A 25,106-nucleotide genomic window follows, 5' to 3' on the forward strand; every position below is an offset into this window, starting at 1 on the left:
AAAGTGATGGACCCGGTTAACATAAGGGCCAGACCCGGTAATTCGATCTTGTCACGCGCGCCAGCACCATACAATACTCAATTGATCACGGATGCCGGAACGTGAGGATACAAACCGGAACTTAAAGATAAAATCTCTATGCATGGCGGTTTAGGCGGACTATAGAGCGTCAGCCGCTTGCGTCCCGGCGGGCGGCCGAATACGTTTGTCGGTAAGAGCCGGGCGTATCGCCAGTCGATTGTTTGAAAATGCGCGAAAAATTTTGCACCGACGTATAACGCAGCCGGTCGGAAATATCCTTGATCGGCATATCCGTATAGGCGAGCCACTCCTTCGCCTTGTCCATGCGCAAACGGATCAAATAGTCGCCGAAGTTTTCTCCGGTCTCCTCCTTGAACCATTTGCTGAGCGTCGGGCGCGAAAGCTGGAGCAGATCGGCGATCTGCTGCAAGGATAGGTCGGTCTCGAGCTGCTCGTGAATGAAAGCGAGCGCGCACTGGACCGCTTTTTTCTGCTTCGGGATGTGTAAACTCTCCAGATGCCGCCGCACTCCGGCGAGCACGTCCCCGTTCAGCCACGCTTCGATGTCCTCCAGCGTCGATAGCGCGTACAACATCTTAACCGCATCGCCGCCCGTCACCTCGCTCAAGTGGCAGCCCGCCTCCTGAAGCAGCCCGTCGATCTCGCCGAGCAGATGGGCGAACAAACCGAGAATCGCCTCCGGCTCCCGCTGCGATTCGGAAGCCTCCCGCACAAGCGAGCTTACGTGCTCCATCGCTTCGCCGTATTCGGACCGCGCGAGCGCTGACATGACCGACCGTTCCAGACGAATCCATTGCCGGTACGGAAAGTGGGGCTGACGGGCGGCAGTGTGCCGGGAAACGAGCGAATCCGGCCCCATTGTAAAGCGATGGGCCAAATACGACAGCGCCTCCTCGTAGGATTCGTGGACACGGCCAAGTCCCTCGCGCGGCTCGGCGATCGCCACCGAAACCGTTAAGCGGAAATATAACTTCACATTGTCGCGGATACGCCCGCCGTATTCCAGCATGCTTTTATCCAGTGCAGGGCCTGGCTCTTCGGCCGCCGTGAGGAAAACGATCTGGCCGAGCTTCGGCGAGAAGGCGATGACGGGACCGAACTCCTCGCCGATTTCCTCCACCATTTTGCGCAAGGCATACAAAATGAGCGAGCGGTCGTGCTCGCTGTAGCTATTTTTCAGCTCCTGCGGCCGATCCACCTCGGCTATCCCGACTGCATACCATTTCCCGACAAGGGTTGCAGTGAACGCCCCCCACTCGCGTTCCGTCTCCCCGGTCGGCCATTCGCCGCGGATGAGCGACTGCAGGGCATGCTCCTTGAGCGTCGGCATCTGCTCGTTCAGACGACGCAGCAGGTGCTCGTTCGCCCGGCTCATATCGTTCAAATAACGGTCCAGCTCGACTACGACGTCCGGATCGCTTCGATCCGCCTCTTCGGGCGCCATTTTGGCTTTGGCCATCAGCCGCTGCAGCGGAACGAACAGCCGGTTCGAGCCGATAACGGCAGCAAGTCCCCAGACGACGGCGATGAACACCGCAAGAGCGATCGACACGAGCTGGATATTGTTCGATTTTCGCGACATCTCGGCTGTGGAGGTCAAAGCGATATACGTCCAGCCGTTCAGCGCCGAACGAATCGACGAGACGATATATGTTTGGTCGTCGTGACTGATCCTCTCCGGCAACCGGTCCGGCGATGTCATCAGGCCGAGGACCGCGCTTTCGAGCCCCGTGTCCGGGCGCAGCGCATCCGTATGCTCGCTCACGATCTGCCGGCCCAACTCGTCGACGACGATCAGGCTCCGGTTTAAGGGAGAGCCGGTTTGCTCCAGCAGCTCCTTCAGCCGATCGGCGTTTAATTGCAGCAGCAAAATGCCTTTCGGGTTCGAAGCGTTCAGCGGAATCGTGCGCACGATCAGCATATCTTTTTGATTCGCGTACGTGTTGGGCGGTATTTTAAAAGAAAACAGCTGAGTCGGCGGCATCATCTGCTTGACGATTTCATTGTACGGATAGTCGATTTGCCGGATCAGCCCGAACCGGTTTGAATAAACGGAATTAAACCGGGTCAGAATCAAGGCGACGTCGATCGGAACGTCGGAATTGCCAACCGTATTTTGCAGTAAATCGATCGTTTGCACCGAGCTTTCGAACATGTCCATCGACATGCCGAACTCCGCCGCCCGTAATAGGGTCGAATTGGCCGCGAGCGACAGCGACATTTGGTCCATCCGGTTGACAAAGGCGTCCACCTGCATCTGCACCGTCCGCAAAATCGTACGCTGATGCGAATCGACTTCCTCCTGTAAGCTGACCGAAGCCAAATACGAGGAAATGCCGCCAAGCAGGAGAACCGGGACGACGCTCAACACAATGGTAAAGGCAAGCAGCTTGCTTTTATATGACCATCTTCTCTTCGCTGCCATAACGTTTGCCCCCTCGATTCCATCCCTTCAGACTTGTAAGCGCATCCATTCGATCGGGTCAATTCGCTTCTTGTCTATTATCTTACCTGCAACGAGCCGGGGGCACAATGCTTATATTTGCCCGGCAAAAAGCCCGCAACCGATCGATTGCGGGCTTGGGGCTGTCCGGCGGCTAGGGCCGGCGAAGCAGATTATTTTTTCGTGGCGAGCAGCGCATCGATTTCTTTGTTCGACGCCTCCTCCGCCTCGCGCAGCGCGGTATTGACGTCCTTCTCGCCCAGTGCGACGGCGCTGTAGGCCGCCTGGAATTTGGCGACGACGATGTTCTGCGCGATCAGTTGGTTCGCCGAGGCGTAGCCGGACGGGGTGTACGTCTTCGGCAGCAGCGCGTTGATGTTTTTGTTTTTCAGATAAGCGACTTCCGAGCCGAACTGCTTCATGATCGCGTCACGGTCTTTGAGTATCGGCAGCATGCCTCTTTTGGCCAGATGCTCCTGGAATTCGTTCGAGGACAAGTAGGCGATCACGTCGAACGCATCGTCCCGCAGCTTGCTGTTTTTCGTAATGTAGAAGTACGTCGGGTACGGCTGCGCGCCTACGCCAGGCTTATCCTTCATCACCGGATAAGAGGCGACGTCCCAATTGAGCGTATCCTTGAACTGGGTCAGGCCATATACGCTGAAGTGCAGGTGCATGGCAGCCAGCTTGTCCTTGTTGAACAAGGCGATTTGCGCCGCCAGCGGGACCGTCTTGGCATCCAGCCCGTTGCCCGGAATTTTGGCAAAGCTCGTCAGCAGCTCGAACTGCTTCTTGAACGCGTCGGTCGTAAACGTCGACTTGTTCGTCACCGGGTCGATATAATGGATGCCCGCCTGATTCAGCACCATCGCCGCTGTCGGCGACATCGTCAAGCCTTTGTACGACACGCCGCCGTCGGTGCGCGAGAGCGACTTGGCGAGGTCGGCCAGTTCCTCCCACGTCATGCCGTCCTTCGGATATTTGACGCCGAACTTGTCGAACAAATCTTTATTGTAGAACAGCGACATCGTATTGTTGAAGACGGGCAAGCCGTAGATCGCGCCGCCGGCCAATTTTTTCTGGGCGTCGAGCACAGCCGGCTCCAGGCGGTTCAAATCGTACTTGTTCTTCGCGATCAGATCGGAAATGTCCTGATACAGCTTATATTCAAGCAGCTCAGTGCTGGCGCCGATCGAGTAATAGACGATATCGATTGTTTCCCCGGAGGCCACCATCTTGTCCATCCGGTTAGTTGCATTATAAGGAATGAATTTCGGCGTAATGTACGGGAATTTCGCTTTGATCTTGTTGCCGAACGTCTCCATGAAGGCCGGTTCGTCGAAATCGCCGGAGGAGGAATAAAAGACGAGCTCGATCGGCTTTTTCTCTTCGACCTTCGGCTGTGCCGCAGGCTCCGTTCCCTTTTTGTCGCCGCTATCCGTTTTGTCCGCGCCGCATGCCGCGAGCATCGTCATGCTTACCGCAGCGATGGCGATCCATGCCGCCCCTTTTGTACTCCATGCCCATTTGTTCATGTTCCATGCACCCCTTATCGTCTTGGCTTCGCTCTTCAGTCCGATACTGGCATGAAACCCTTTTCACAGGCAATACTCACTTGATCGCCCGCCCCGTTACGAGAGGATACAATCCCGAACACAAAGATAAAAAGCCCGCGGCTTCTGGCCCCGCAGGCTCTTGATCTGTTTTAGCGGCCTTGCTTCGCCGCTCCGCAGCGCTAGGCACGTTCTTCTCCCTCGTCCATCGTTTGCCGCAGATTTTCGATAAACGCGCGAGCAGCCGAGGACATAAACATGTCGTTTCGATGCACGATGCCGACCACACGCTGCGGTGTCGGATCGATGATCAATACGCTGCGCATCCGCTTCTGCCGGATGCCGCTCAAATACGTCTCCGGCAATATCGTCAGCGCGATGCCGCTCAACACCAGCTCGAGCAGCGAATCCAGCGTAGTCATCTCCATCACCGGCTGAAAGTGGAAGCCGAGCGTCTTCGTCGCCCTGTCGATCAGCTGCCGCACGAGAAATTTGGACGGCAGCAGCGCCATCGGCACAAGCCGGAGGCTGCCGAGAGCGACCTCCCCCGCGTCTGCGAGCTCATGCCCCTCGGGTACGGCCAGACAAAGCCTCTCGGTATAAAGCGGGATGCTCTCGAGCTGTTCCCCTTCGACCGGCAAAAAAACGAGCCCGAGATCGAGCCGGTTGTCGAGCAGCCCCTGTCTCGTCTCCTCTGTGCTGAGCTCGGCCGCATTAATCGTAATGCCCGGGTACATACGGTGAAACGATAAAATCGGCGATATGAGCATATGATTCCCGGCGCAGCCGATGCGGATCTCCCCTTGACCCAGCCCCTTCAGCTCCCGGATCGCCGACTGAGCCTGTCCCAGCTCGTCAAACATGCGCAGGCAGTGCCGGTACAATATTTTGCCGGCTTCGGTGACGATGACTTTTTTGCCGACGCGGTTGAACAGCAGCGTCCCCGTTTCCTGCTCCAGCGCGCGTATTTGCTGGCTAAGCGTAGGCTGCGAAATGCCCAGCTTCTCCGAGGCCCGGGTAAAATGGAGCTCCTGGCACATCGTCACGAAATATTCGAGATGCCTAAGTTCCATACGTTTCCCTCCGCTATCCGCAGTAAATTATTGGTAGTGTCTATAATAATAATAGAAACGATTGGATTGTTCAATGATACAAATACATTTATAATAGGAACCATAGATCGCGGGCTTCAATGATTTGCCGCATCATAGCGATACAATCGGCATCCAATTCGAAATTCGATCAGGGAGTGAACACGAAATGAGCAGCATTCGATTTGAGCAAAACTTGTCCCTCAAGGAAAAACCCGACGCCAGCAAACTGGAGTTCGGCAGAACGTTTACGGATCACATGTTCCTGCTCGACTACACCGAAGGCCAAGGCTGGCACGATCCCCGCATCGTCCCTTACGGTCCGTTTACGCTCGACCCGGCCGCTATGGTGTTCCATTACGGCCAGGCGATCTTCGAAGGCCTGAAGGCGTTCCGGACGAAGGAAGGCAAAGTCATGCTGTTCCGCCCGAACAAAAACGCGCAGCGGCTGAACGTATCGAACGAACGCCTGAGCATTCCCGCTCTTGATGAAGACGCGTTCGTCGAGTACGTCAAAGCGCTCGTGGAAGTCGAACAGGACTGGGTCCCTTCGACAGAAGGCACGTCGCTTTACATTCGTCCGTACATTTTCGCAACCGAGCCTTGTCTCGGCGTAAGAGCGTCGAAGCAGTATTTGTTCGCGATTATTTTGTCGCCGGTCGGCGCCTACTACAAGGAAGGCATTCATCCGGTCAAAATCAACGTCGAGAGCGAATACGTGCGCGCCGTACGCGGCGGTACGGGCTTCGCCAAAACGGCAGGCAACTATGCGTCCAGCATCAAAGCGCAGGAAGAAGCGAAAGAAGGCGGCTACGCTCAGGTGCTTTGGCTTGACGGCAAAGAGCATAAGTACATCGAAGAAGTCGGCAGCATGAACATGTTCTTCAAAATCGGCGGGGAAGTGGTAACGCCGGAGCTGAACGGCAGCATTTTGGCCGGCATCACGCGGGATTCCGTTCTGCACCTGCTGAAAACATGGGGCGTGCCGGTATCGGAGCGCAAAATTTCGATCGAAGAAATTTATACGGCATCGCTGGAAGGCAAGCTGGAGGAAGCGTTCGGCACCGGTACGGCGGCCGTTATTTCCCCGGTCGGCCAGCTGCATTGGAACGAACATACGATGGTCATTAACGACGGCAAGATCGGCGAACTGGCGCAAAAAATATACGATACGATTACCGGCATCCAAAACGGTACCGTTCCGGATACGTTCGGCTGGAACGTGACGATCGGCGAATAAGCCGGACTGTTATGCAAAAGGGACTGTCCCATAAGTTCCCAAAATAAAAAGGCTGGGGGAGAAAACGTAAAGTTTTCTGTCCAGCCTTTTTGTGTTGTCCCGCCTACCGCCATAGGCAGGCGGTTAATAGAAGCCTTTTGAGACTCCTATCTCCCCGGACACTAGGGTTTTTGGAAAAATAGAGTGCTTTTGAGCCTCTTATCCCCCGTGTATATCGCCTCCAATAGCGATTTCGTCACGAAATAAGCGTCTCAAAAGACTGCTATGCCTGCGCACGGCCCAAGTAAAGATAAGATAAGACGCTTTAAAGACTCTTATCCTAAACCAACTCACTCCTGACGCCGACATCTACTGCTTCCGCCAGTGTCCGCTGGTTCAGTCGTCGCAGTATCATTCCCACCGAAAAAGGGGCTAGCCCCAAAGGGACGTCAGGATCTTAGAAAAAAGTGCTGTACAGCAAGTAGGCATTCAGGCAGATAATGACGGCGGCAACGGCCCATGCAACGATTTTCAGCCACAGCCGGTTGGCGAACTCGCCCATCTTCTTCTTATCGTTCGTAAACTGGATCAGCGGCACCACCGCAAACGAGAGCTGGAGCGACAAAATGACCTGGCTCAGGATGAGCAAATCGGTCGTCCCTTTCTCCCCGGCGATCGCAGTGACGATAACGGCCGGGATGATCGCGATCAGCCGCGTAATCAGCCGGCGCAGCCACGGAGCGAGGCGAATGTTCATGAAGCCTTCCATGACGATCTGTCCCGCCAGCGTGCCCGTCAGCGTCGAGTTTTGACCCGAAGCGAGCAGCGCGACGCCGAACAGGATACTGCCGATCGTCGTTCCGAGCAGCGGTGTCAGCAGATGGTAGGCGTCGTTAATATCGGCTACCTCGGTGAGCCCCGCTTTGTGGAACGTGGCGGCCGATATGATCAGGATGGCGGCATTGATGAACAAAGCGAAGAACAAGGCGATGCTCGAATCCCATGTAGCGAATCTAATGGCCTGCTTCTTGCCCTGCCGGGTCGGCTCGATCTGTCTCGTCTGCACGATCGACGAGTGCAGGTACAGATTGTGCGGCATGACCGTCGCGCCGAGAATGCCTATGGCGATGTACAGCATCGCTGGATTGGTGACGATCTCGGTCGTCGGGACGAACCCCCGCATAATGCCTCCTGCATCGGGCTTCGCCAAGAACATTTCGGCGAGGAAGCAGCCGCCGATCGTAACGATCAGCACGACGACCAGCGTCTCCATAAAACGAAAGCCTTTATTCTGAAGCAGCAGCACAACAAGAACGTCCACCGCTGTAATGACAACCCCGACTATGATCGGAATGGCGAAAAGCAAATTCAGCGCTATGGCCGACCCGATGACTTCGGCCAAATCACAGGCCGCGATCGCCAGCTCGCACAAAATCCATAATGTAAAGGCGACTGGCTTGCTGTAATGATCCCGGCACGCTTGCGCCAAGTCCCGGCCCGTGACGATACCGAGCTTGCCGGACAAGGCTTGCAGCAGCATCGCCATCAAGTTCGAAAGCAGAATAACGGAGAGCAGCGTATAGCCGAACATCGAGCCGCCGGCGATATCCGTCGCCCAGTTGCCGGGGTCCATGTAACCGACGGCTACCAAATAGCCGGGACCTACGAAGGCGAGAAACTTTTTGAGCCAGGAGCCCGTTTTCGGAATCCGGAGACTGCCGTGCACCTCGGGCAGCGAAGGCCGCGCCCGGGCCATTCTCCAGCCGTCGTCGGGAGCCAGCTGTACGTTTGAATTAGAATCACTCATATCGTATCACCCGATTTATCAATTTATTGTAGGGGACAAACTAAGTTTGCCTAATGCAACTTTTAGGAAAAAGAAAAAGCTGGTTCAGCATCCTATTCGTTTGCCCGTAAAGTTGTTCTTCATGATATAAATTGTACTCGCGCAACTTTCTTTGTCAAGGAAAACTTTTTGGAGTTTGTCCGACCGTCGCAAGCCGGACGAAGCGTCGGCAGTAGGGCAAAGAGCCGCTTCGATCGTTCCGCCGCGCCCTTCATTCCGGCAAAGAAAAAACGCCGATCCGGGTTAGTGATCCCGTTCGGCGCTCCGGCGTCGCTGCTGCTGATTTTGCTTCATTTTCTGCTCCGTCCCCTGATCCGACGCTTCGAAAAAACGCTCGCCGCGGATCGCATCGGGCACGTATTGCTGGTCGACATAGTGACCGGGGTAATCATGCGGGTATTTATACCCGGCATGGCCGAGCTGGGTGGCGCCCTTGTAATGCGTGTCGCGCAAGTGCAGCGGCACGTCCGCCGATTTCGTCCGCTCGAACGACTGCATGACGTTCATGATGGCGATCGGGATCGAGTTCGACTTCGGGCTCTCGACCGCAAACAATATCGCCTGCGCAATATTATACTTCGCCTCCGGCCAGCCAATTTTGTGATAGGCGTCCATCGCCGTCACCGCCTGCACCATCGCCTGCGGGTTGGCCAGCCCGATGTCTTCACTGCACGCCACGATCAGCCTTCGCAGAAACGTCATCGGGTCCATGCCGAGCCGCTCGACGGCGTACAGAAACCAGTACAGGGCGGCGTCACTCGACCCGCGCACACTTTTGTGAAACGCAGACAACACGTCGTACTGCGTCGACTCGTCAGCCTTAATCGTCGGCTTGCGGATCGATTCCTCGGCAACGTCCAGCGTAATGCGTACCGTACCATCGGCCCCCGGCGCCGTCGTAAGCGCCGCTAGTTCCAGCGCGTTAAGCGACCGACGTATGTCTCCGTTCGCCATGCTGGCGATATGCTGCAACGCTTCTTCGGCCGCTTCGATCTGCATGAAGCCGAGTCCGCGCTCGCGATCCGCCAAAGCCCGCTTCATCGCCATAAGCGAGTGCTCGCGCGTCAAAGCCTTCAGCTCGAACAGCGTGGAGCGGGACAGCAGCGCCCCGTTTACATGATGAAACGGGTTTTCCGTCGTCGCGCCGATCAGTGTAATAATGCCCTGCTCGACGGAAGGAAGCAGCGCATCTTGACGGGACGAATTGAACCGGTGCACCTCGTCGAGGAACAAGATCGTCTTTTTGCCGTACATGGCCTTGTTCGCCTTCGCCTGCTCGATGACGTCGCGCACATCCTTGACCGAGGCGTCCACCGCATTGAGCCTGACAAATTCCCCGTTCGTCGCGTTTGATATAATACCGGCAAGCGTCGTCTTTCCCGTACCGGGAGGGCCATACAGCAATATCGAGCTCACCTGGTCCGCCTCGATCGCCCGGCGCAGCAGCTTGCCCGGACCGACGATATGCTCCTGCCCGACGTATTCGTCCAGCGTTCTCGGCCGGATGCGGTCGGCCAGCAGCCGTCCTTCCGTTTTCTTATCGTTATCGTATGTGAATAAGTCCACCGGCTTCTCCCACCTTGTATCTTTAACCTATCGAACAGACCGCGTATTTAACCGGCAGGCGCGAACGATGCGGATGCGGCAAAAGCCGTCACCAGGGCGATGACGGCTTCGTGCCTTGTTCTTCCTCCATTATAGCAACATAGGCGCGTTTGGATCAAACGGAACGATCGGTATGCGAATGCACACGGACGGCTGCGCCGCACATAGTTCACTTCGGTAAAGGCTATCGATGCATAAAACGTAGCGAGAAGCGACAAAATGAGGTGATGACACCCCATAGCTAAAGTGAGGGGCTTCTCGGTTCAATGGAATCGCGGCTATCAACATCGTCAACGCTCCTTTTGCAGCTCTATATGCCGTTTTACCGAACCGTTAACACTTTGCGCCGATCCTTCGAACAGCGTACAACGTGACGATTCCCCGTAACTAAAGGCAAGGGCTCTCCGATTATCAAGACTCGTCATCATCTCTTCCTCGAAGGCTCCGTTCGAGCCAAAAGGCTAAAGCGGTTAAATAAACAGAAATAAAATGGCGTATCTTCGTCTTCGCACAGGAATCCTTTTACTCGACAACTGGTTTCTCCGCTGCCACCGCCAATGATTTCGCCAAAAAAAGAACATACGTTCTTTTTCTTCATTATAACACATAGGTTTGCCCTTCGCACTTCCTCAGGAGGCGCGGGGCAAAAGCGCCTTACATCCCCATAGCTTAAGCAAGTGCTTACAGCAATAACTTATAAATCGGCATGACGATCGAACGAAAGCTTCACAATCAAAATAATCGTAATGCCAATCAGCAGATGGATCAGCACCATCGTTCATCCGTACCCGCGACCCAAACCAAACTGGCCTAAAGTCTTGAACGAGGTTCCGCCGCCGGTCCGTTTCCGTATCCTTCCTTATGATGTTACACTAACATCAACAACGCACACGCCATTAGGAGGAATTATGGAAGTGAAAAAATCAGGATTGATCGGCGTCGTACTGATCGGCGTACTCATATGGTTCGGACTATCCGTCTGGAATTCGGACGAAGGGTTTATGTCGGGCTTGCCGTTCTTCGGCACGAAGGAAGTTTTTATCGAGAAATCGTTTGAAGCCTCAAGCCTCAAAAACGTAGAGGTCGATGTGTCGAGCTCGGACATCAACGTGATCCGCGGCAATTCGGCGCAAATTAACGTAAGGGTGCAGGGCAAAGCAAGCAGCAAGATCGCCAGCAAAATCGATCTGAAGGCGAAAACGAAGGGCGATACGCTTGAGCTCGGCATCGATCAGCCTACTGGTTTTCAGTTCGGCTTCCATTACTCCAACGTATCGATAACCGTCGAGGTTCCCGAGAAGCAGTGGAACGAGATTCAGGCGAAGGTGAGCAGCGGCAATATTTCCGTTGAAAAGGTGGACAGCAAATCGATCGAAGCAAAAGCCAGCAGCGGCAATATTAAGCTGACGGCAAGCAAAGCGGCCGAAATGGAGCTGAGCACAAGCTCGGGCAACATAAAAGCTGCCGATTTCAAAGCCGACTCGCTCAAATTCCATACGAGCAGCGGCGATGTGAGCTTGAAGGACGGGGAAGCGAAGCTGAAGGGCGATGCAACCTCGGGCAACATTCGGCTTGAGGTTGACGAACTGCTTCATGACGCCGATCTTTCCACCGGAAGCGGCAATGTGACGGTGACGCTGGACCGTGAGCCGAAGTCGCTAGCAGTCGATTACCGGGGCGGTTCGGGAAACGGCAAAATCAAATGGGACGGCTTCCGCTATGAGGATAAAGGAAAAGACGGCAATATGCTGAAAGGTTCGTTCGGCGCCGGAGAAACGAAACTGAAAGTAACGACAGGTTCCGGCAACTTCAAAATGGACTGACCGGTACACGCGCAAAAACCTTGCCTGGCACCCCTCCTCCTGACGAAGACAGCTTCGCGGCGGGATGGGCGGGCAAGGTTATTTTTTGCGGATTTCCCAACTCAAAGCGGATTGAGCTGCACCTGAGCCTGCTTGCCGCTAAGCTGAATGCCCGTTGTCGGCCGTCCCAGCGGCTTCAGCTCTTTCAGCAGCGATTCGAGCAGTTCCTTCGCCTTTGCGCCTTCCTTGCCTTGAATACGTACGACAAACAGCACCGCATCTCCCGATTTCAGCAGCCGCGCCGCTTGATCGGTTTTGGTCGCCAGATCGTGTTCCTCGATCTGCGGCGTAAGGCGCAGCTCCTTCACCTTCGGCGCCCGTTCCCGCTTGGCGTCTTGCTGCGCTTCCTGCTTCGCCGCCCCTGCCGCTGTCAGCTTGCACGGCGGAGGACTGCTCATCAGCGAGGTGCAGACGAGATCGACCTTGAGCTTTTTCGCCAGGGCGAGCGCCTCCTTCGTCGGCACGATCCCGAGGCTTTCGCCGTTTACTCCGGTGAGCTCCACTTCGGAAGCTTTTATTTTCTCATTAAGGATCATTGTTCTCCCCCAGCACATTCGCTTATAATGTTCCATATTACGCGTTCGAAGGGGAATATTCAATGAGCTATAGGAACAGCCGTGAGATGGAAGAAGAGATCATCCGCAATTACGAGCGCGATGAGCATATGATGATTCTTGTATTCGCCCAGTGGTGCGTCAACCACGACCTGAATCCGGAGGAGCTATACAAGCAGGCTTACCCGGACCAGCAGGACAATCCGGTTTTGCAGCAAACGCTCGAGCTAGTCGTTCCGAAGGAAGAAGCCGGCGACATTCCGCATGATACGGTGCTTGGCGTGTTGTCGTTGTTCGGCAACGAAGAGCTGTCCTTCGTCGTAACCGAGCATATCGCCAAACTGCGGAAGTAGTTGTCCGAGGCAAGCCTCGCCCGGCAGCTAAAGCCCGGACAAAGCGAAATACTCCGCATCCCCTTCTTCAAAAAGCCAGCGCCCGTTAAACACAGGCCGGTAAAGCACATGCCCCGGTGTGACAGTCCGCAGCGATTTCGATGCGTCATCGTACTGATATAGCGCCGAATCGCTGCCGTTCCGATCCAATGAGATCCAGAGCGGCGCTTCCTTCGTCCAGCCGGGGACGGGCGCAACCGGCTGCTCGAAGCTCCAGAACAGGCCGCTCTCCCGCTCCAGAGCAAGGATGGCGGCGGTCGGCGGAACGATAACCTGTTGCGGCGTGACCCATACCGGATCATTCAGCTCGGCGAGGCTCGTCACTCGCTGCAGCTCCCGCAGCGTACGGCTCTTCATGTCGAGCAGCTTGTAGGCGGCCGCCGTCTTCCGGGGTTCGCTTCCTTCACACCGCCCCAGCCGGTAATACGCCACAATGGCCGCGTCCGGCTGCTCGAGCCAGCCGATTACATCGGCATACATTCCCTGCTCCGCCCCGGTCGCGATCTTCGCGACCGTTTTACCGTCCCGGTCCATGACATGCAGGTTTTGCGGAGCGATGATACGAAGTCCGTCCTCCTGCACAAGGACCGCTTCCTCATTCTCATTGTCGGTGTACATATACACCGTATACGTCCCTTCCGGGTTCCAGATGTAAGCGGGATGCTGCTCCATGCCCCCCTCGTGCTTCGCCTCCGCCACCACTCGACCATTCAAGTCATACAGCCGGTTCTCGTACCAGAATCGATCTCCGCTTGGCGAAGGAACAATATGGAACAGCGGCCACGCATGGGAAAAACGGCCTTCGATGAATCGGACGGACTTGCCGGATAAATCGGCGCGCCACAATTTTCCGTCCCTGTAGCTGTTGATAAGAAGTACGCTTCCGTTCCCCCCCAACCATCTCGCTGCAAAAAAATCCGGACTGACATCGTCCGGCACCCGATCGAGCAGCACTTCGGAGGCGCCTGACACCAAATCGACCGCTTCGATCCGGTAACGGAATGCCGAATCATCGCTCGAATCCGCAACAACCGCAACGACGACAAGCCGGCCATCGGGAGCGAATCCGGCTGGCCCTGCTATCGAATCGACCGAATACACATCCCGAATCGTCGCGTTTATAAGCGGAACGACGCGAATCTGCCGCGAATCGGGCCGAACGATAACGGCGTCCTGCCGGTAAACGGAAACCGAACCGTCCTCTGTCACGTTTTCGTACCGGCGAACAATATGCACCATAGACTCGCTGCCATCCCAGGCAAAAGACTCCTTGACGAACGGCTGACCGGGCCCGTCGAATACAAGGCGAAATCCGTTTGACCGGCTTACGCTCTGCACGTTCAGACTCTGCAAGCCAAGTGGCTTCCAATCCGTGCGTTCAGCCGCATAGGCCCCTTCCTGTTCGTCACGCGCAGGCGAGCCGATACCATTCCCGGCCAAAACTGCCGGGCTTTTCAAGCCGAAAACGCCCCGAATACCCGATTCAGAGGATACCACGGCAGCTTTTACATCCAAAGCGGTATAGCTGCTGCCGCCAAACCCGGCCGCCAGGACAGGCAGCGAAGCTAACGCAATCGTAGCAAACCATTGTCTCTTCATCGTCGCCTCCCTACCGCTGGTAGTCTCTTCCATTATGTAGACGACGGAAGCATGGCAAAGTTGTGTGCAGCAGTTACATCATAGAAAAAAGCCCGGCAGCTCTTCAGCCTGCCGGACCTTCTCACCCTTAATACGAAAAAATAAGTTTGGACATACGCAGCAGCAGCACAACCGCTTCCGCTCTTGTGGCCGGGGCATCCGGCTCGAAACCTTCCTGCTGCATCGTGTCAGAACGGCTTTCGAGCAGCTGCTGAATTTAATTTATGACGGCTCCTTCTATACGTCAAGAACTAAATGGGAATTTTCGGGAAACCGGATTCGTTTAAACGTGGATCTGCGCAGAAACGCGCCACTCTACTAGACTTACAAAACTTCTATACACGCCAAAAAGCTGCCCGACACCACACCAGCATCGGCAGCTTTTTCTCATATTTATGAATGGCCTTTAACGGAAACGAATCTGTACTTCGTGCCCGAGCCGATCTGCCGAAGCAGCGGCCGGTCCTCCGGGATAACCCGTCCGAGCACATTCACCCGCTCATCGGCGGGCAGATCGGTTCGCGTAACTTGCACCTCGCCGAAATAGCGGATGTAGCGCGAATTGTCCATCGTCACCGTACCGACCGGCCGCTCGTGCGTATAACGCGGCACGGGATCGAAGCTGTGCTCCCGCACGAACGGCCGGCCGAGCGGCGTCCGGATCACTTGCTCCGCGCCGTCCCATGGATTCGTATGCACGGTGCTCAGGAGCGGGAGCAGTGGCTCCTGCAGTGGCTCCAACCACTGCACCCGCAGCTCGATAAGGCCGGAGACAGCCTGCTGCGCCACCCGCCAATCTTCCTCAGACGGAGCCGGATCGCCGAAGTACACGATATCGGCGAGCCCCTCCGCCGCAAGCTCCGCGGCCGCCTCGGCGGTCCGCATTCGGCGATGCGCCTCTACCGTCGGCAACCCCTCGAAGAGCGGAGCACGCGGCTCCTTAAGCGAAGGAAGGAAACCGCCCGTTTTCATCCCGTACTCCCGGAACATCCGGTTTTGCCGCCGGTAAAAGTCGAGCGACACGCCGGTTTCCCGCCGGGGATAAAAATTGTGGATAGCAATGAGCCGCTCGAGCGGTATGCCTTCCTTCTCCAGCCGCTGCACCTCGTCCCGGTTCATCGCACCGGCGTTGATCTGGAACGTAAAGCCGCCGGCGCGAATGATCCGCACCGTTTCTTCCATAGTAAAGCCGTGATCGAGCCGGAGCGTCTCGATGCCGAGCCTCGCCAGCGGCGCCATGTTCTCCGGGTCCGCTCCGAACTCGGCAAGCGACGCCCGGCTCACATCGGCGGCGATGCTCATCCCGGCGTTCGCCGCCCGCTCCAGCAGCCTCCGCACCTCCTGCCAACCCTCCACCTGGGCCTCGGGCAAGTGGAGCGAGGTGAACAGATGGCGGCAGGAGAGGCGGATCGCTTCGTCCAGATGCCGCTCGGCATCCGTTATGCCAAGCGTGGGATAAATCGATTGTCCAAGTTCAGTCAAACTGTTGCCGCCTCCTAATGGTTCAGCTTCCGATTACGATGCCGATGTTTCCGTCCTGCACTTCCACCTTGTAGCTGCGGGTTCTCACTTTGTCGCTGAACAGCGACTTGCCCGTCTTGATGTCAAACTCCCAGCCGTGCCACGGACAACGAACGATTTCGCCGCCCCGGCCGTATTCGTACTCGTAAACGTCCGAGGGCAGGTTCGTGCCGCAAACCGCGCCGACGCAAAGCGGCGCGCCCAGATGGGGACAGTAGTTATGAAGGGCGTAATATTGCCCGTCGATCCGGTATATGCCGATCTCCCGGCCTTCCACATTCGCAATCGCGCGTCCGCCCTCCGGAATGTCGCTTGTTTTCATCACGTAATGAACCGGCATGGCTTCTCATCTCCCGCCTTTCTTTTACCCCGCCAAGTGGAGCCCTAAGCTTCGAAGCCGGGGGCTCCCCCGAAAGGAACGGATTTAAGCTACAGAGGCTCTCATCGCTTTCGGGGGAATCGGTTACGGCAGCTTATACAGCGCCCTCGCGTTTTCCGCAAAAATTTTACGCTTCGCCTCCGGCTTCAGCTTGCGCAAAATTTGCGTCGGCGCATCGAAGTCCCAATGCGGGTAATCGCTGGAAAACATCAATATATTTTCGGCGTCGATCATATTGAACAGGTCGACCAGATGCTGCGGATCGTCCGGCTCCTCGATCGGCTGCGTCGACAAATAGCAGTGCTCGCGAATATATTCGCTCGGCAGCCGGGTCAGCCACGGAACCGTGGAGCGCAGCGCCTTGTAGTTTTTGTCCAGCCGCCACATGAGGCCCGGCAGCCAGGCGATGCCGCCTTCGGTCAGCACGACCTTCAGATTCGGGTATTTGACGAAAACGCCCTCGCATACCATGCTGACGAGATGGGTCATGAACATTTGCGACAAGCACGTATGCCATTCGATATACCGGGACGGGTAACCCGCGGCGGTCGGGGGAGTCGAGCTCCCCGCCCCTTCCGCGCCCGGATGAATCGCCAGCGGCAAGCCGTTTCGCTCGCACGCCTCATAGATCGGGTGATAGTAGCGCTGGCCGAGCGGCATCCGCGCCGCGCTGGAGATGATGACCTCGACGATATCGGGATGGCCGCCGATCCGGTCGATTTCGCGCGCAGCGAGATACGGGTCCTGCGTGGCGACCGCCATCGCCCCCTTGAACTTGCTGCTTTTGCTGAGCCACTCGGCGATCAAATAGTCGTTGTACGCCGAGCAGATCGCAGCCGCGAAGTCCGCATCGTGGGTGGCGGAAATGTTATAAATGACGCCGGTCAGTATCGCATAGTCCATGTTATACGCTTCAACGAGCTGCTTCAGCATAAATTCCGGGTCCGAGCCGGCTTTGCCGCCGCCCGGCGGAACGGAATCTCTTCGCAGGACGCCCACCGGCGAGTAATAGCCGGAGCCCGCCATCCCGATGCCGCTGGCCGCCACTCTGCTTTTCCACGGCTCGGGCAAGTAAGGGACGAATGCGGAATCGTTCTGTTCGTTATGGACATCTACGTCGATCACTCTGAAAGATTCGGACACGGGAAGCTCCTCCTCAGGTTTGGGGGCTCCCCACAAAGTATTTGGAATAATCGATTCCCCCGAAAGTGACGTAACCCTTCGCAGCTTAATCCGATTACTTTCGGAGGAGCCCCCTGTTTAGAAGCTTAAACTCCACTTTGTGGGGTTATTTACTTGCCGTAAGTGCGCTTGTAAGCCGTATTGTACATATTCAGCAGATCGTCGGAGCCGAGCTTTTTCGCCTGGTCGATAAACTGGGCGTACGTCGTATCGTTGATCGGCGTTTTGCCGGTAACGAACTCGGTAATTTTTTGCTCCAGGAATTTGGTCAGAGCGCTCAACTTCGATTTTTCCAGTTCCAGCTCTTCTTTATTTTTCACGCTTGCCTTCGGAGCCAAAACGATGTACGGCGCATATTTCGTGTTGATCGCTTTGAGCTTGTCGCTTGCGCTCCGTTCCCAAGCTTCGCGAGACAACGCGTTGTTCAGATTGATCAGGTCGTACCAGACGCCGAAGTCACGGCGCAGCGGAACGTACGGGGCTTCGCCGAATTCCTTCATGAACACCGGCTTGCCGTTTTCGAGCGTATACGATTTGCCCTGGATGCCGAGCGCCAAATAGTTGGTGCCCTCTTCGCTCACCAGGTAATCGAGGAATTGCACGGCCCGGTCCTTGTCTTTCACCTTCGCCGATACGGCTCGGCCGGTAGAGCCTACGACGGCACGCGAGAACTGGTAGTTTTTGACGCCAGGCGCTGCGATCGGCAGGATGGCGTCGAGCTCGTAGTCGGCCGGAGCGCCCGCTTTTTTCGCGCTATCCGTAAGCGTGGAAAGGTTCGCCTTCCAGTAGTAGGATACGAGCGCCTTGCCCTTCATCATCCGCTCTTCCCATTGCGGACCGGTCAAGAACGGATATTCCGGGTCGAGCAGCTTCTCGCTGTACAGCTTGTTCATGTAGACGATGGCGTCTTTGTACTTCGGCTCGTAAGGAGCAAACGCGTATTTGTCGGTTTGCGGGTTCAGATTGTAGAAGCCTTGAATGCCCGTAAACATATTACCCATCACCGTATACAGCCCCACATCGCCCGTAACCGCAGACGGTGAGTACGGATACGCGTCCGGGTATTTCTCCTTCAGCGCCTTCAAATACTGGTACAATTCGTCCGGGTTCGTAGGGTCTTTCAGCCCCAGCTTGCTCGTCAAGTCTTTGCGCACGAGCCAGACGAAGTTGAAGCCTTTGCCTTCGGCGTCTCCCTCCAGCACCGGGATCGTGTACAAACCGCCGTCCGCGCCCGTGGCCTGCGCCTTCGCTTCCGGGTATTTGTCAAAAAACTTTTTGATGTTCGGCGCTTTGTCGAGGTAATCTTTCAAGTTCAGGAACACTTTCTCCGGCCCGTTGTCCCGTCCTTCTTGTGTCGATACTTGAATGAAATCGGTTACGGAATTGGTGGCGATCATAATTTGCCGCTTCTCGGCAAGCCCCTCCGCGCTGACGACCTGGAAGTCGACCTTGACGCCGGTTTTCGCTTCGATTTCTTTGAATATTTCCCAGTCCGTGCGAACTTTTCCTTCGGTGCGGTCATAGGCCAGCCATGTAAATGAGATAGGTTTCTTGGATGCCGCCTCCGGCGTTTTTCCATCGCCGGCGGGAGTATCCTTCGTACCGGAACCGGTACAGCCTGCGACGAGTCCTCCAAGCATGACCGTTGCGGCAATCGTTGCGATTCGTTTTTTCACCTGGTTTGCCTCCCTTTACGTATATCGATTTGTATATGTTGCAGTGGATTCCGGGAACTTCCCGGCCCCGCGGCTAACCTTTGATACCGCCGATCATGGCGCCCTGCACGAAATATTTCTGAATAAACGGATACACGCACAGGATCGGCAAGGTGGCGACGATGATTAAGGCGTACTTCATCGTTTGCAGCTGGCTGGCATCGCTTTCGGACGTAATTTTCGCCCCTGCCACCAAAATGTTGCGCAGCATAATTTGCAGCGGGTACATGCTGCGGTCGTTCAAGTAGATCAAGGCATCGAAGAACGCGTTCCACTGGCCGACGGCCGTATACAGGCCGATCGTAGCCATAACCGGCATCGACAGCGGCAGCACGATGCGCAGCAGTACTTGAAACGATCCGCAGCCATCGATGGTGGCGGCATCCTCCAATTCCTCCGGCAGCCCTTCGAAAAAGGTGCGCATGATGAACAAATGCCAGGTGCTGACTAGCGTTGGCAGCACGATCGCCCATATCGAGTTCAGCAAACCGAGCTTTTGCACGACGAGGAACGTCGGAATCATCCCGCCGCTGAACAGCATCGTGAAGGCCGCCATGAGCAATATGACTCTCCGGCCGGGCAGCCATTTTTTCGCCAGCGGGTACGCCATCGCGGCTGTGACGATAAGCGTCAGCGCCGTGTGGACTACGGTATACCGCACCGTATTCCAGTAGCTGATCCATACGTCCGGATTGGCGACAATCGCTTTGTAGGCGTGAAGAGACACATCCTTGGGCAGCAGCAGCACTTTCCCGCTCGCCACCATCGCATCCGAGCTGATCGATGCGGAGAAGACGTACACCATCGGATACACCATGACGATGATCAGTCCGATCATCAATAGCACGTTAATCGTGTCAAATAGTCTAGACGCCAGGCTGACTTGAATTTTCATGCGCTCACCTCACCATAAACTCGTATCGGAATATTTGCGGACGATCCGGTTCGCCGTCACGACGAGGACGAAACCGATGGCGGACTGGAACAATCCAACCGCGGTAGCGAAGCTGAAGTCGGCGTCCAGAAGACCTCTCCGATAAACGAAGGTGTTGATGACGTCCGATGTTTCGTAGTTCATCGGGTTGTACAGCAGCAATATTTTCTGAAACCCTACTTCCATAAAGTGGCCGAGATTCAGCACGAACAAAATGATCATGACCGGCACCATGCCGATAAACGTAATATGGCGCATTTGCTGAAAGCGGTTCGCTCCGTCCATCTTCGCCGCCTCGTACAGCGTCGGATCAACTCCGGCGATGGCGGCCAAATACAGAATCGTTCCCCAGCCGACGCCCTGCCAGATGCCCGAGCCGACGAAGATCGTCCGGAACCATTCCGGCAGTCCGAGAAACAAAATCGGCTCGATGCCGAACCATTTCACGAGCAGAAAGTTAATAATGCCCGACGTCGGGGACAAAAACGTAATCATAATACCGGCAATGACGACCGTGGACAAAAAATGCGGCAAATAGCTGATCGTCTGCGCGATGCGCTTAAGCCATTTGAATCTCAGCTCGTGAAACAGCAGCGCCAGAATGATCGGCGCGGGGAAGCCGAACAGCAGGTCGTACGCGTTCAGCATGACTGTATTGCGGATCAGCTTCCAAGCATCGGGCGTATTGAAGAAAAACTCGATAAAATGATCCAGCCCGACAAATTTGCTGCCGAGTATGCCGCGGCCGATCGAAAAGTTCTGGAAAGCAATAATGATTCCGTACATCGGCACGTACTTGAAAATGATGTAATATAAAATACCGGGGAGCATAAGCAGATAGAGTGCCTTATGCTTCTTTAACACATACAGGGTACGGGACATCGCTGCGCTGCACTTCCTTTCTGCAATCGTTTTCAAACTACTCGTTCCCGGTGTATCCCGGTGCAAGGCTAACTATACGCCGCTGGCCGGCGGGACGTAAAGATCGCATATTTTGGTAAAGTAGCCGTTATTGCGGGAGGCTAAAAACGCTGTAGCGGCGCGGGTTCGGAGGAAAAAAAGAAGACATCCGAAAAAACGGAGTCTTTTTGAATAACTCCACAAAGTGGAGGATAGTCTTCGAAGTGTGTTCCAAATACTTTGCGGGGAGCCCCGGAACTTAAGAAGCTTGATTTTACGATGTCGCGCTGTAGAGGTTCCGGTATTTGGCCGGCGTAATTCCTTCGTATTTGCGGAAGATGGGGATAAACGAGTTGCGGCCCCAATAGCCTACCTTCTCGGCGATTTCGTCGATTTTCAAATCCGTTTCGAGCAAATACTGCTTCGCCTTGCCCATCCGCACTTTGGCGATATATTCGACGTACTTCTCACCGACCTCTTCCTTAAAGGTGCGGCTGAAATGCCCGACCGACATGTTCATCTGCTGGGCGAACCGTTCGATGGACAGCTCCTCGGCGTAGTGGCCGTGAATATAGGCGAGCACTTCGTCGAACTGGCCTTTCCCGACATGGGGCTCCTCCTTGCGGAACAACAGCGCATGAATGTCTCGGAACGCTTGACGCAGCTCCTCCACCGTTACGCAGCCATCCAGCATATGGAACAGCTTCGTGTAAAAAGCGATGCTGTAATCGGCGTGATCGTGCTCGGCCGCCCGAATCCACGTGTTAAGCACATCGGAGCAAAGCGCCTTCATCTCGAACGCGCGCACATGCTTGCCGGCTTCCAGCAGCTCGAACACCGCTTGCAGCAGGCTGTCGTAGTCGCGGGACCTGCACTGATTGATGATCCGATTCACTTCCATCATGGGCAAGTAGCTGTCCCAAGCCTTCCGGTCGTGCCTGAGCGGCTCCTCGAAACAAATTTCCACCTCCGGCTGCACACCCTTGAACCGGAGCATGGCGCTGGCCTGCTCATAGGAGATGTACAGTTCCTCGATCGAGGCCACAGTGCTCCCGACGCCGATCGTCGCCTTGTAGTACGGCGAGAACCGCTCCAGCTCCAGCTTGATTTGCCCCGCTGCTTCCTTCGGTCCAACGCCCGGCCCCGGGTTATGGTGCAGTACGCAAGCGAGTATATCGGACTTCGTATGGCTCAGCCATATCGTCTGATCGGGGAACAGCTTCCGGATGCGGTCCTTCAGCTCCGCCAGCAGAAACGTCCGCGACGTTTCGGATTGTCCTTCCTGAACCCGCGAATAATATTGGAACTCGACGCACAGGACGGTTCGGATCGCTTTCGGATCGTACGCGAAGTCGATCTCCTTCGCGCTCGCTTCAAGCGTGCCCGAATCGCGAAAATCGCCGAGCAGCAGCTTGGTCACAAAATGCTCCTGCACCATCGGCACCATGCCGCTGACGAGCCGCGACAGCTGGTTGTTTTCGGAGATTAGCATGCCGGAGAACCGCTTGATCACGTCAAAATCGTTTCCTTCGCGGCGCACCGCTCTGCCCGGCTCGTGATGGGTGGCGAGGCCGGTCTTGATCTCGAGTATCGGGGCATACAGCTTCCTGCTCAAGTAATAGGACACCACGCTGCCAAGCACAAGGAAAAAGCCGAGGAAAACGAGAGAGAGCAGTCGGATCATGCGGGCCGGTTGCAGCAGCTTCTGCAGATCGATAACGCTTACGTATCGCCACGAGTCGTTAAAGGCGGACTGGATCGACGATAACGTTTTCTTGTTTGCCGCTCCCGATCCGGCTTCCATCGAACCGGTCTGGACGACCGCCTGGCCGGCGCCGTCGATAATCGCCGAGCCGATCACCCAATCTTCGCGGCCGCCGATGCGCTCCTGCAGCACGTCCATGTTCATATCCAGCACCAAATAAACGTCCGGGTCGGCGGAATTAAACGGATAGCTCATAATCGTCGAGATGACGGTGCGGGGAGGCGTGGATTTGTCCGGGGTCAGCGGACTGACGCCGAGCGAATAAGGCTTCGTGAAATACATCATCTGCTTGCCGGACAAGTTCGGAAACAGCTTCGCCCGATCGGCGTCCCCGACCGGATGCTTGAAGCGGAAATAGTACGCTTTGTCGCTGTGCGTCTCGGTATCGATGACGAGATCGTATCTGGTCATATATAGATAAGCGTTCAGCACAAGATCGCCGTTTTCGATTTTGCCGAGCTGGCTCATGAGCGAATGGAGCCATTCGTTGCGCTGCTGGTTGTCGAGGGAATCGCCCGCGACCGGGAGGAAGCTTTTGAGGTTGACGTCGCTCAGCATATGGATCATCGTCGTTTGCAGCGCCGTGAATGCGGTGTCGATATGTTCGGAGTTATTCGTCATGATGATGTCGTTTCGCTGTCTCGCATCGTCCTCGATGAGACGGACAACGAAAAAGTACGTAAAGGTGATGGCCACGATGACTGGAATCAGGAAAAGCACGAAGTATTTGGCGTAAAATTGCCAAAACAAAGCGATACGAGGCCTGTGCAATCGCAACATTCGGATTCGTCCCCCTTTTCACACATTGTATCTTTTGGCCGCATCCTGATTGTTACCGCTTACATGATCCATGTACAAAAAATTATATCATCGTGCAATATTATTTCAATAGTTTAGGACTTGTTGCGTAATATTTATTTTTCGTAAAAAATCGGGATTTGCGAAGGTTCGCTTCCCTTCTGCAAATCCCGACAATTGCGCAGCTACAACCGAGCTTCGGCCGCTTGCACGTGGAACGGCAGCCGCTCGTACCCGCCAAGCTCGCGGACGATCGGAAGCAGGCCGCCAAGCGCCTCCCGATCCAGCTTTCCGATCGTGGACGCCTTCACCATATCTTTGCTCGTAATCCCTGAGAAGGCGGCGGCATAACCGTTCGTGGGCAAAACGGCGGTTATGCCGATCCCGTAGTTGGCCGCAGAAAACGGCGTATACGGTCCGATTAACAGTTCTCCCGCATTCTCGATCAACTCGAGCGCTTTCCGCTCCGTCTCCGGCTTGCAGACGATCATGACATGCTCCGGCGCATAGTCGTTTATGAAACGGCAGCCCTCCTCCGTCGACGAAGCTACGACGATGGCGCCAAGCCCATTTGCGCCGAATACGGTATGCAAATAGTCCTTTCTCGGCGGCTCCGTTTGTCCGATCAGCTCGGCCAAGTGAGACTCCACCCGAGCCGCCAGTTCGCCGTTGGTCGTGACGAGGACCGCCGAAGAGTCCGGACCGTGCTCGCCTTCGTTCAGCAAATCGTAAGCGACGATGCGGGCATCGGCCGTTTCATCGGCAAAAACGACGCATTCCGTCGGCCCGATTCCGACGACCGTCTTCACTCCGTACGACGACGCCAGGCTCATCGCCGCGGCGATGCCGCCGGGCCCCGGTCCGAATATCCCATTCGCGCGAGGTATCGACGCCGTTCCGTGGCAAAAGCCGGCGATGACGGCAACTCCGTTGCCGACGACAATCTCGCCTGCACCGGCCATCCGTGCCGCAGCTACAGTGGCTGGATCGCCGAGCCCGTTTGCAAGCGGGGGCATTCCGACAACGATACGGCGAACGCCGGCCGTTTGGGCCGCCGCCACGAGCATGAGCGCCGTCGAGATGAGCGGGCCTTTCCGGGCGGGAATCCAGATGCCGACCGTATCCAGCGGGCTAATTTTTTCGCCGATGATCGTCCCCGGCCTGATGACGCGCTGCCAGGATGCGGGCAGCAAAGCGGCGTTTACTTCGCGGATATGGTCCCGGGCTTGCTCCATCGCCGCCTTCAGCGGTGTGGGAAGCTCGCTCAAGCAGCGTTCGATGTAATCGTCCGTCAGCTTCACCTGTGCGATTGGGACCCCGTCGAACGACTCGGTCAAGCGTACGACCGCCTGATCGCCTTCCCGCTCCACTTGATCGAACAAGTCCGCTACGCCCTTTGAAACGCTGCGGTCATACAGCTTGCGCTGCGGCGCCAGACGACGGGCAAGCTCTGCTCGCTCCTCCGGCAATCGGTACGTGATCGTGCTCATGTTTCTTCCTCTCCCTTGATCGTTTTCGGTTTCCTCTCCAAAAAAACAAAGAAGCCATACAGGTACAAAAATACCTGCATGGCTTCTATAAGCTGCGCAGGTATAAGTGCAAATAGCGCTTATACCTGCGGATAGTTTCATCCGGGGTACAAACGCTCTACGTATGATGATGCCGTA

General features: G+C 55.9%; 18 protein-coding genes. 3 read left to right on the forward strand and 15 right to left on the reverse strand.

Going from position 1 to position 25,106, the window contains the following annotated elements; genetic code table 11:
• Positions 1 to 169 precede the first annotated feature (169 nt).
• The 3 genes from D7M11_RS16395 to D7M11_RS16405 form a co-directional block, all read right to left on the reverse strand.
• Positions 170 to 2,467 carry a helix-turn-helix domain-containing protein gene (locus D7M11_RS16395; protein WP_120748321.1) on the reverse strand — a complete coding sequence of 766 codons (2,298 nt, stop codon included), beginning with the start codon at positions 2,465 to 2,467 and terminating at the stop codon, positions 170 to 172.
• Between the two features lie 191 nt (positions 2,468 to 2,658).
• The gene (locus D7M11_RS16400) at positions 2,659 to 4,020 is read right to left on the reverse strand and encodes an ABC transporter substrate-binding protein (protein ID WP_120748322.1); all 1,362 of its coding nucleotides are present in this window, start codon (positions 4,018 to 4,020) and stop codon (positions 2,659 to 2,661) included.
• 200 nt (positions 4,021 to 4,220) lie between these two features.
• Positions 4,221 to 5,111 (reverse strand): LysR family transcriptional regulator, encoded by an 891-nt coding sequence (locus tag D7M11_RS16405; protein ID WP_120748323.1) that lies wholly within the window; start codon positions 5,109 to 5,111, stop codon positions 4,221 to 4,223.
• Positions 5,112 to 5,298: 187 nt separating this feature from the next.
• Between D7M11_RS16405 and D7M11_RS16410 the strand changes: the two genes are divergently transcribed.
• Positions 5,299 to 6,369, forward strand: a complete 1,071-nt coding sequence (locus D7M11_RS16410) for a branched-chain amino acid aminotransferase (RefSeq protein ID WP_120748324.1) — start codon at positions 5,299 to 5,301, stop codon at positions 6,367 to 6,369.
• 436 nt (positions 6,370 to 6,805) lie between these two features.
• Here D7M11_RS16410 and D7M11_RS16415 read toward each other — a convergent pair whose 3' ends face one another.
• Both D7M11_RS16415 and D7M11_RS16420 read right to left on the reverse strand, forming a co-directional pair.
• Entirely contained in the window at positions 6,806 to 8,155 is a 1,350-nt protein-coding gene (locus D7M11_RS16415) for an Nramp family divalent metal transporter (protein WP_120748325.1), read from the reverse strand.
• A gap of 282 nt (positions 8,156 to 8,437) precedes the next feature.
• Positions 8,438 to 9,760 carry a replication-associated recombination protein A gene (locus tag D7M11_RS16420; protein WP_120748326.1) on the reverse strand — a complete coding sequence of 441 codons (1,323 nt, stop codon included), beginning with the start codon at positions 9,758 to 9,760 and terminating at the stop codon, positions 8,438 to 8,440.
• A 953-nt stretch (positions 9,761 to 10,713) separates the two neighbouring features.
• On the opposite strand from D7M11_RS16420, the gene D7M11_RS16425 reads away from it, so the two are divergent.
• Positions 10,714 to 11,622: a DUF4097 family beta strand repeat-containing protein gene (locus D7M11_RS16425; protein WP_158606659.1), complete on the forward strand. Its 909-nt coding sequence runs from the start codon at positions 10,714 to 10,716 to the stop codon at positions 11,620 to 11,622.
• Between the two features lie 101 nt (positions 11,623 to 11,723).
• Here D7M11_RS16425 and infC read toward each other — a convergent pair whose 3' ends face one another.
• A complete protein-coding gene (infC, locus tag D7M11_RS16430) occupies positions 11,724 to 12,197 on the reverse strand; it encodes a translation initiation factor IF-3 (RefSeq protein WP_120748328.1) in 474 nt (157 codons plus the stop codon).
• Between the two features lie 62 nt (positions 12,198 to 12,259).
• On the opposite strand from infC, the gene D7M11_RS16435 reads away from it, so the two are divergent.
• Positions 12,260 to 12,568, forward strand: coding sequence for a hypothetical protein (locus tag D7M11_RS16435; protein WP_120748329.1), 309 nt, complete (start codon positions 12,260 to 12,262; stop codon positions 12,566 to 12,568).
• A 27-nt stretch (positions 12,569 to 12,595) separates the two neighbouring features.
• Here D7M11_RS16435 and D7M11_RS16440 read toward each other — a convergent pair whose 3' ends face one another.
• From D7M11_RS16440 to hisD, 9 genes are all read right to left on the reverse strand, one after another.
• Complete coding sequence (locus D7M11_RS16440; protein ID WP_120748330.1) at positions 12,596 to 14,206, reverse strand: hypothetical protein; 1,611 nt, start codon at positions 14,204 to 14,206, stop codon at positions 12,596 to 12,598.
• Between the two features lie 432 nt (positions 14,207 to 14,638).
• Complete coding sequence (locus tag D7M11_RS16445; RefSeq protein WP_120748331.1) at positions 14,639 to 15,727, reverse strand: MupG family TIM beta-alpha barrel fold protein; 1,089 nt, start codon at positions 15,725 to 15,727, stop codon at positions 14,639 to 14,641.
• Between the two features lie 22 nt (positions 15,728 to 15,749).
• Positions 15,750 to 16,106: a Rieske (2Fe-2S) protein gene (locus tag D7M11_RS16450; protein ID WP_120748332.1), complete on the reverse strand. Its 357-nt coding sequence runs from the start codon at positions 16,104 to 16,106 to the stop codon at positions 15,750 to 15,752.
• A 123-nt stretch (positions 16,107 to 16,229) separates the two neighbouring features.
• Positions 16,230 to 17,288, reverse strand: coding sequence for an amidohydrolase family protein (locus D7M11_RS16455; RefSeq protein ID WP_120748333.1), 1,059 nt, complete (start codon positions 17,286 to 17,288; stop codon positions 16,230 to 16,232).
• A gap of 149 nt (positions 17,289 to 17,437) precedes the next feature.
• On the reverse strand, positions 17,438 to 19,003 hold the full coding sequence (locus tag D7M11_RS16460) for an extracellular solute-binding protein (protein WP_420818415.1): 1,566 nt from the start codon (positions 19,001 to 19,003) through the stop codon (positions 17,438 to 17,440).
• A 73-nt stretch (positions 19,004 to 19,076) separates the two neighbouring features.
• Positions 19,077 to 19,937, reverse strand: coding sequence for a carbohydrate ABC transporter permease (locus D7M11_RS16465; RefSeq protein ID WP_120748334.1), 861 nt, complete (start codon positions 19,935 to 19,937; stop codon positions 19,077 to 19,079).
• 9 nt (positions 19,938 to 19,946) lie between these two features.
• The gene (locus tag D7M11_RS16470; protein ID WP_120748335.1) at positions 19,947 to 20,858 is read right to left on the reverse strand and encodes an ABC transporter permease; all 912 of its coding nucleotides are present in this window, start codon (positions 20,856 to 20,858) and stop codon (positions 19,947 to 19,949) included.
• Between the two features lie 292 nt (positions 20,859 to 21,150).
• Positions 21,151 to 23,421: a helix-turn-helix domain-containing protein gene (locus D7M11_RS16475; RefSeq protein WP_120748336.1), complete on the reverse strand. Its 2,271-nt coding sequence runs from the start codon at positions 23,419 to 23,421 to the stop codon at positions 21,151 to 21,153.
• Positions 23,422 to 23,624: 203 nt separating this feature from the next.
• Positions 23,625 to 24,929, reverse strand: coding sequence for a histidinol dehydrogenase (hisD, locus tag D7M11_RS16480; protein ID WP_158606660.1), 1,305 nt, complete (start codon positions 24,927 to 24,929; stop codon positions 23,625 to 23,627).
• Positions 24,930 to 25,106 lie beyond the last annotated feature (177 nt).

It is taken from the genome of Paenibacillus ginsengarvi, from assembly GCF_003626695.1.
Taxonomy (GTDB): Bacteria; Bacillota; Bacilli; order Paenibacillales; family NBRC-103111; genus Paenibacillus_AB; species Paenibacillus_AB ginsengarvi.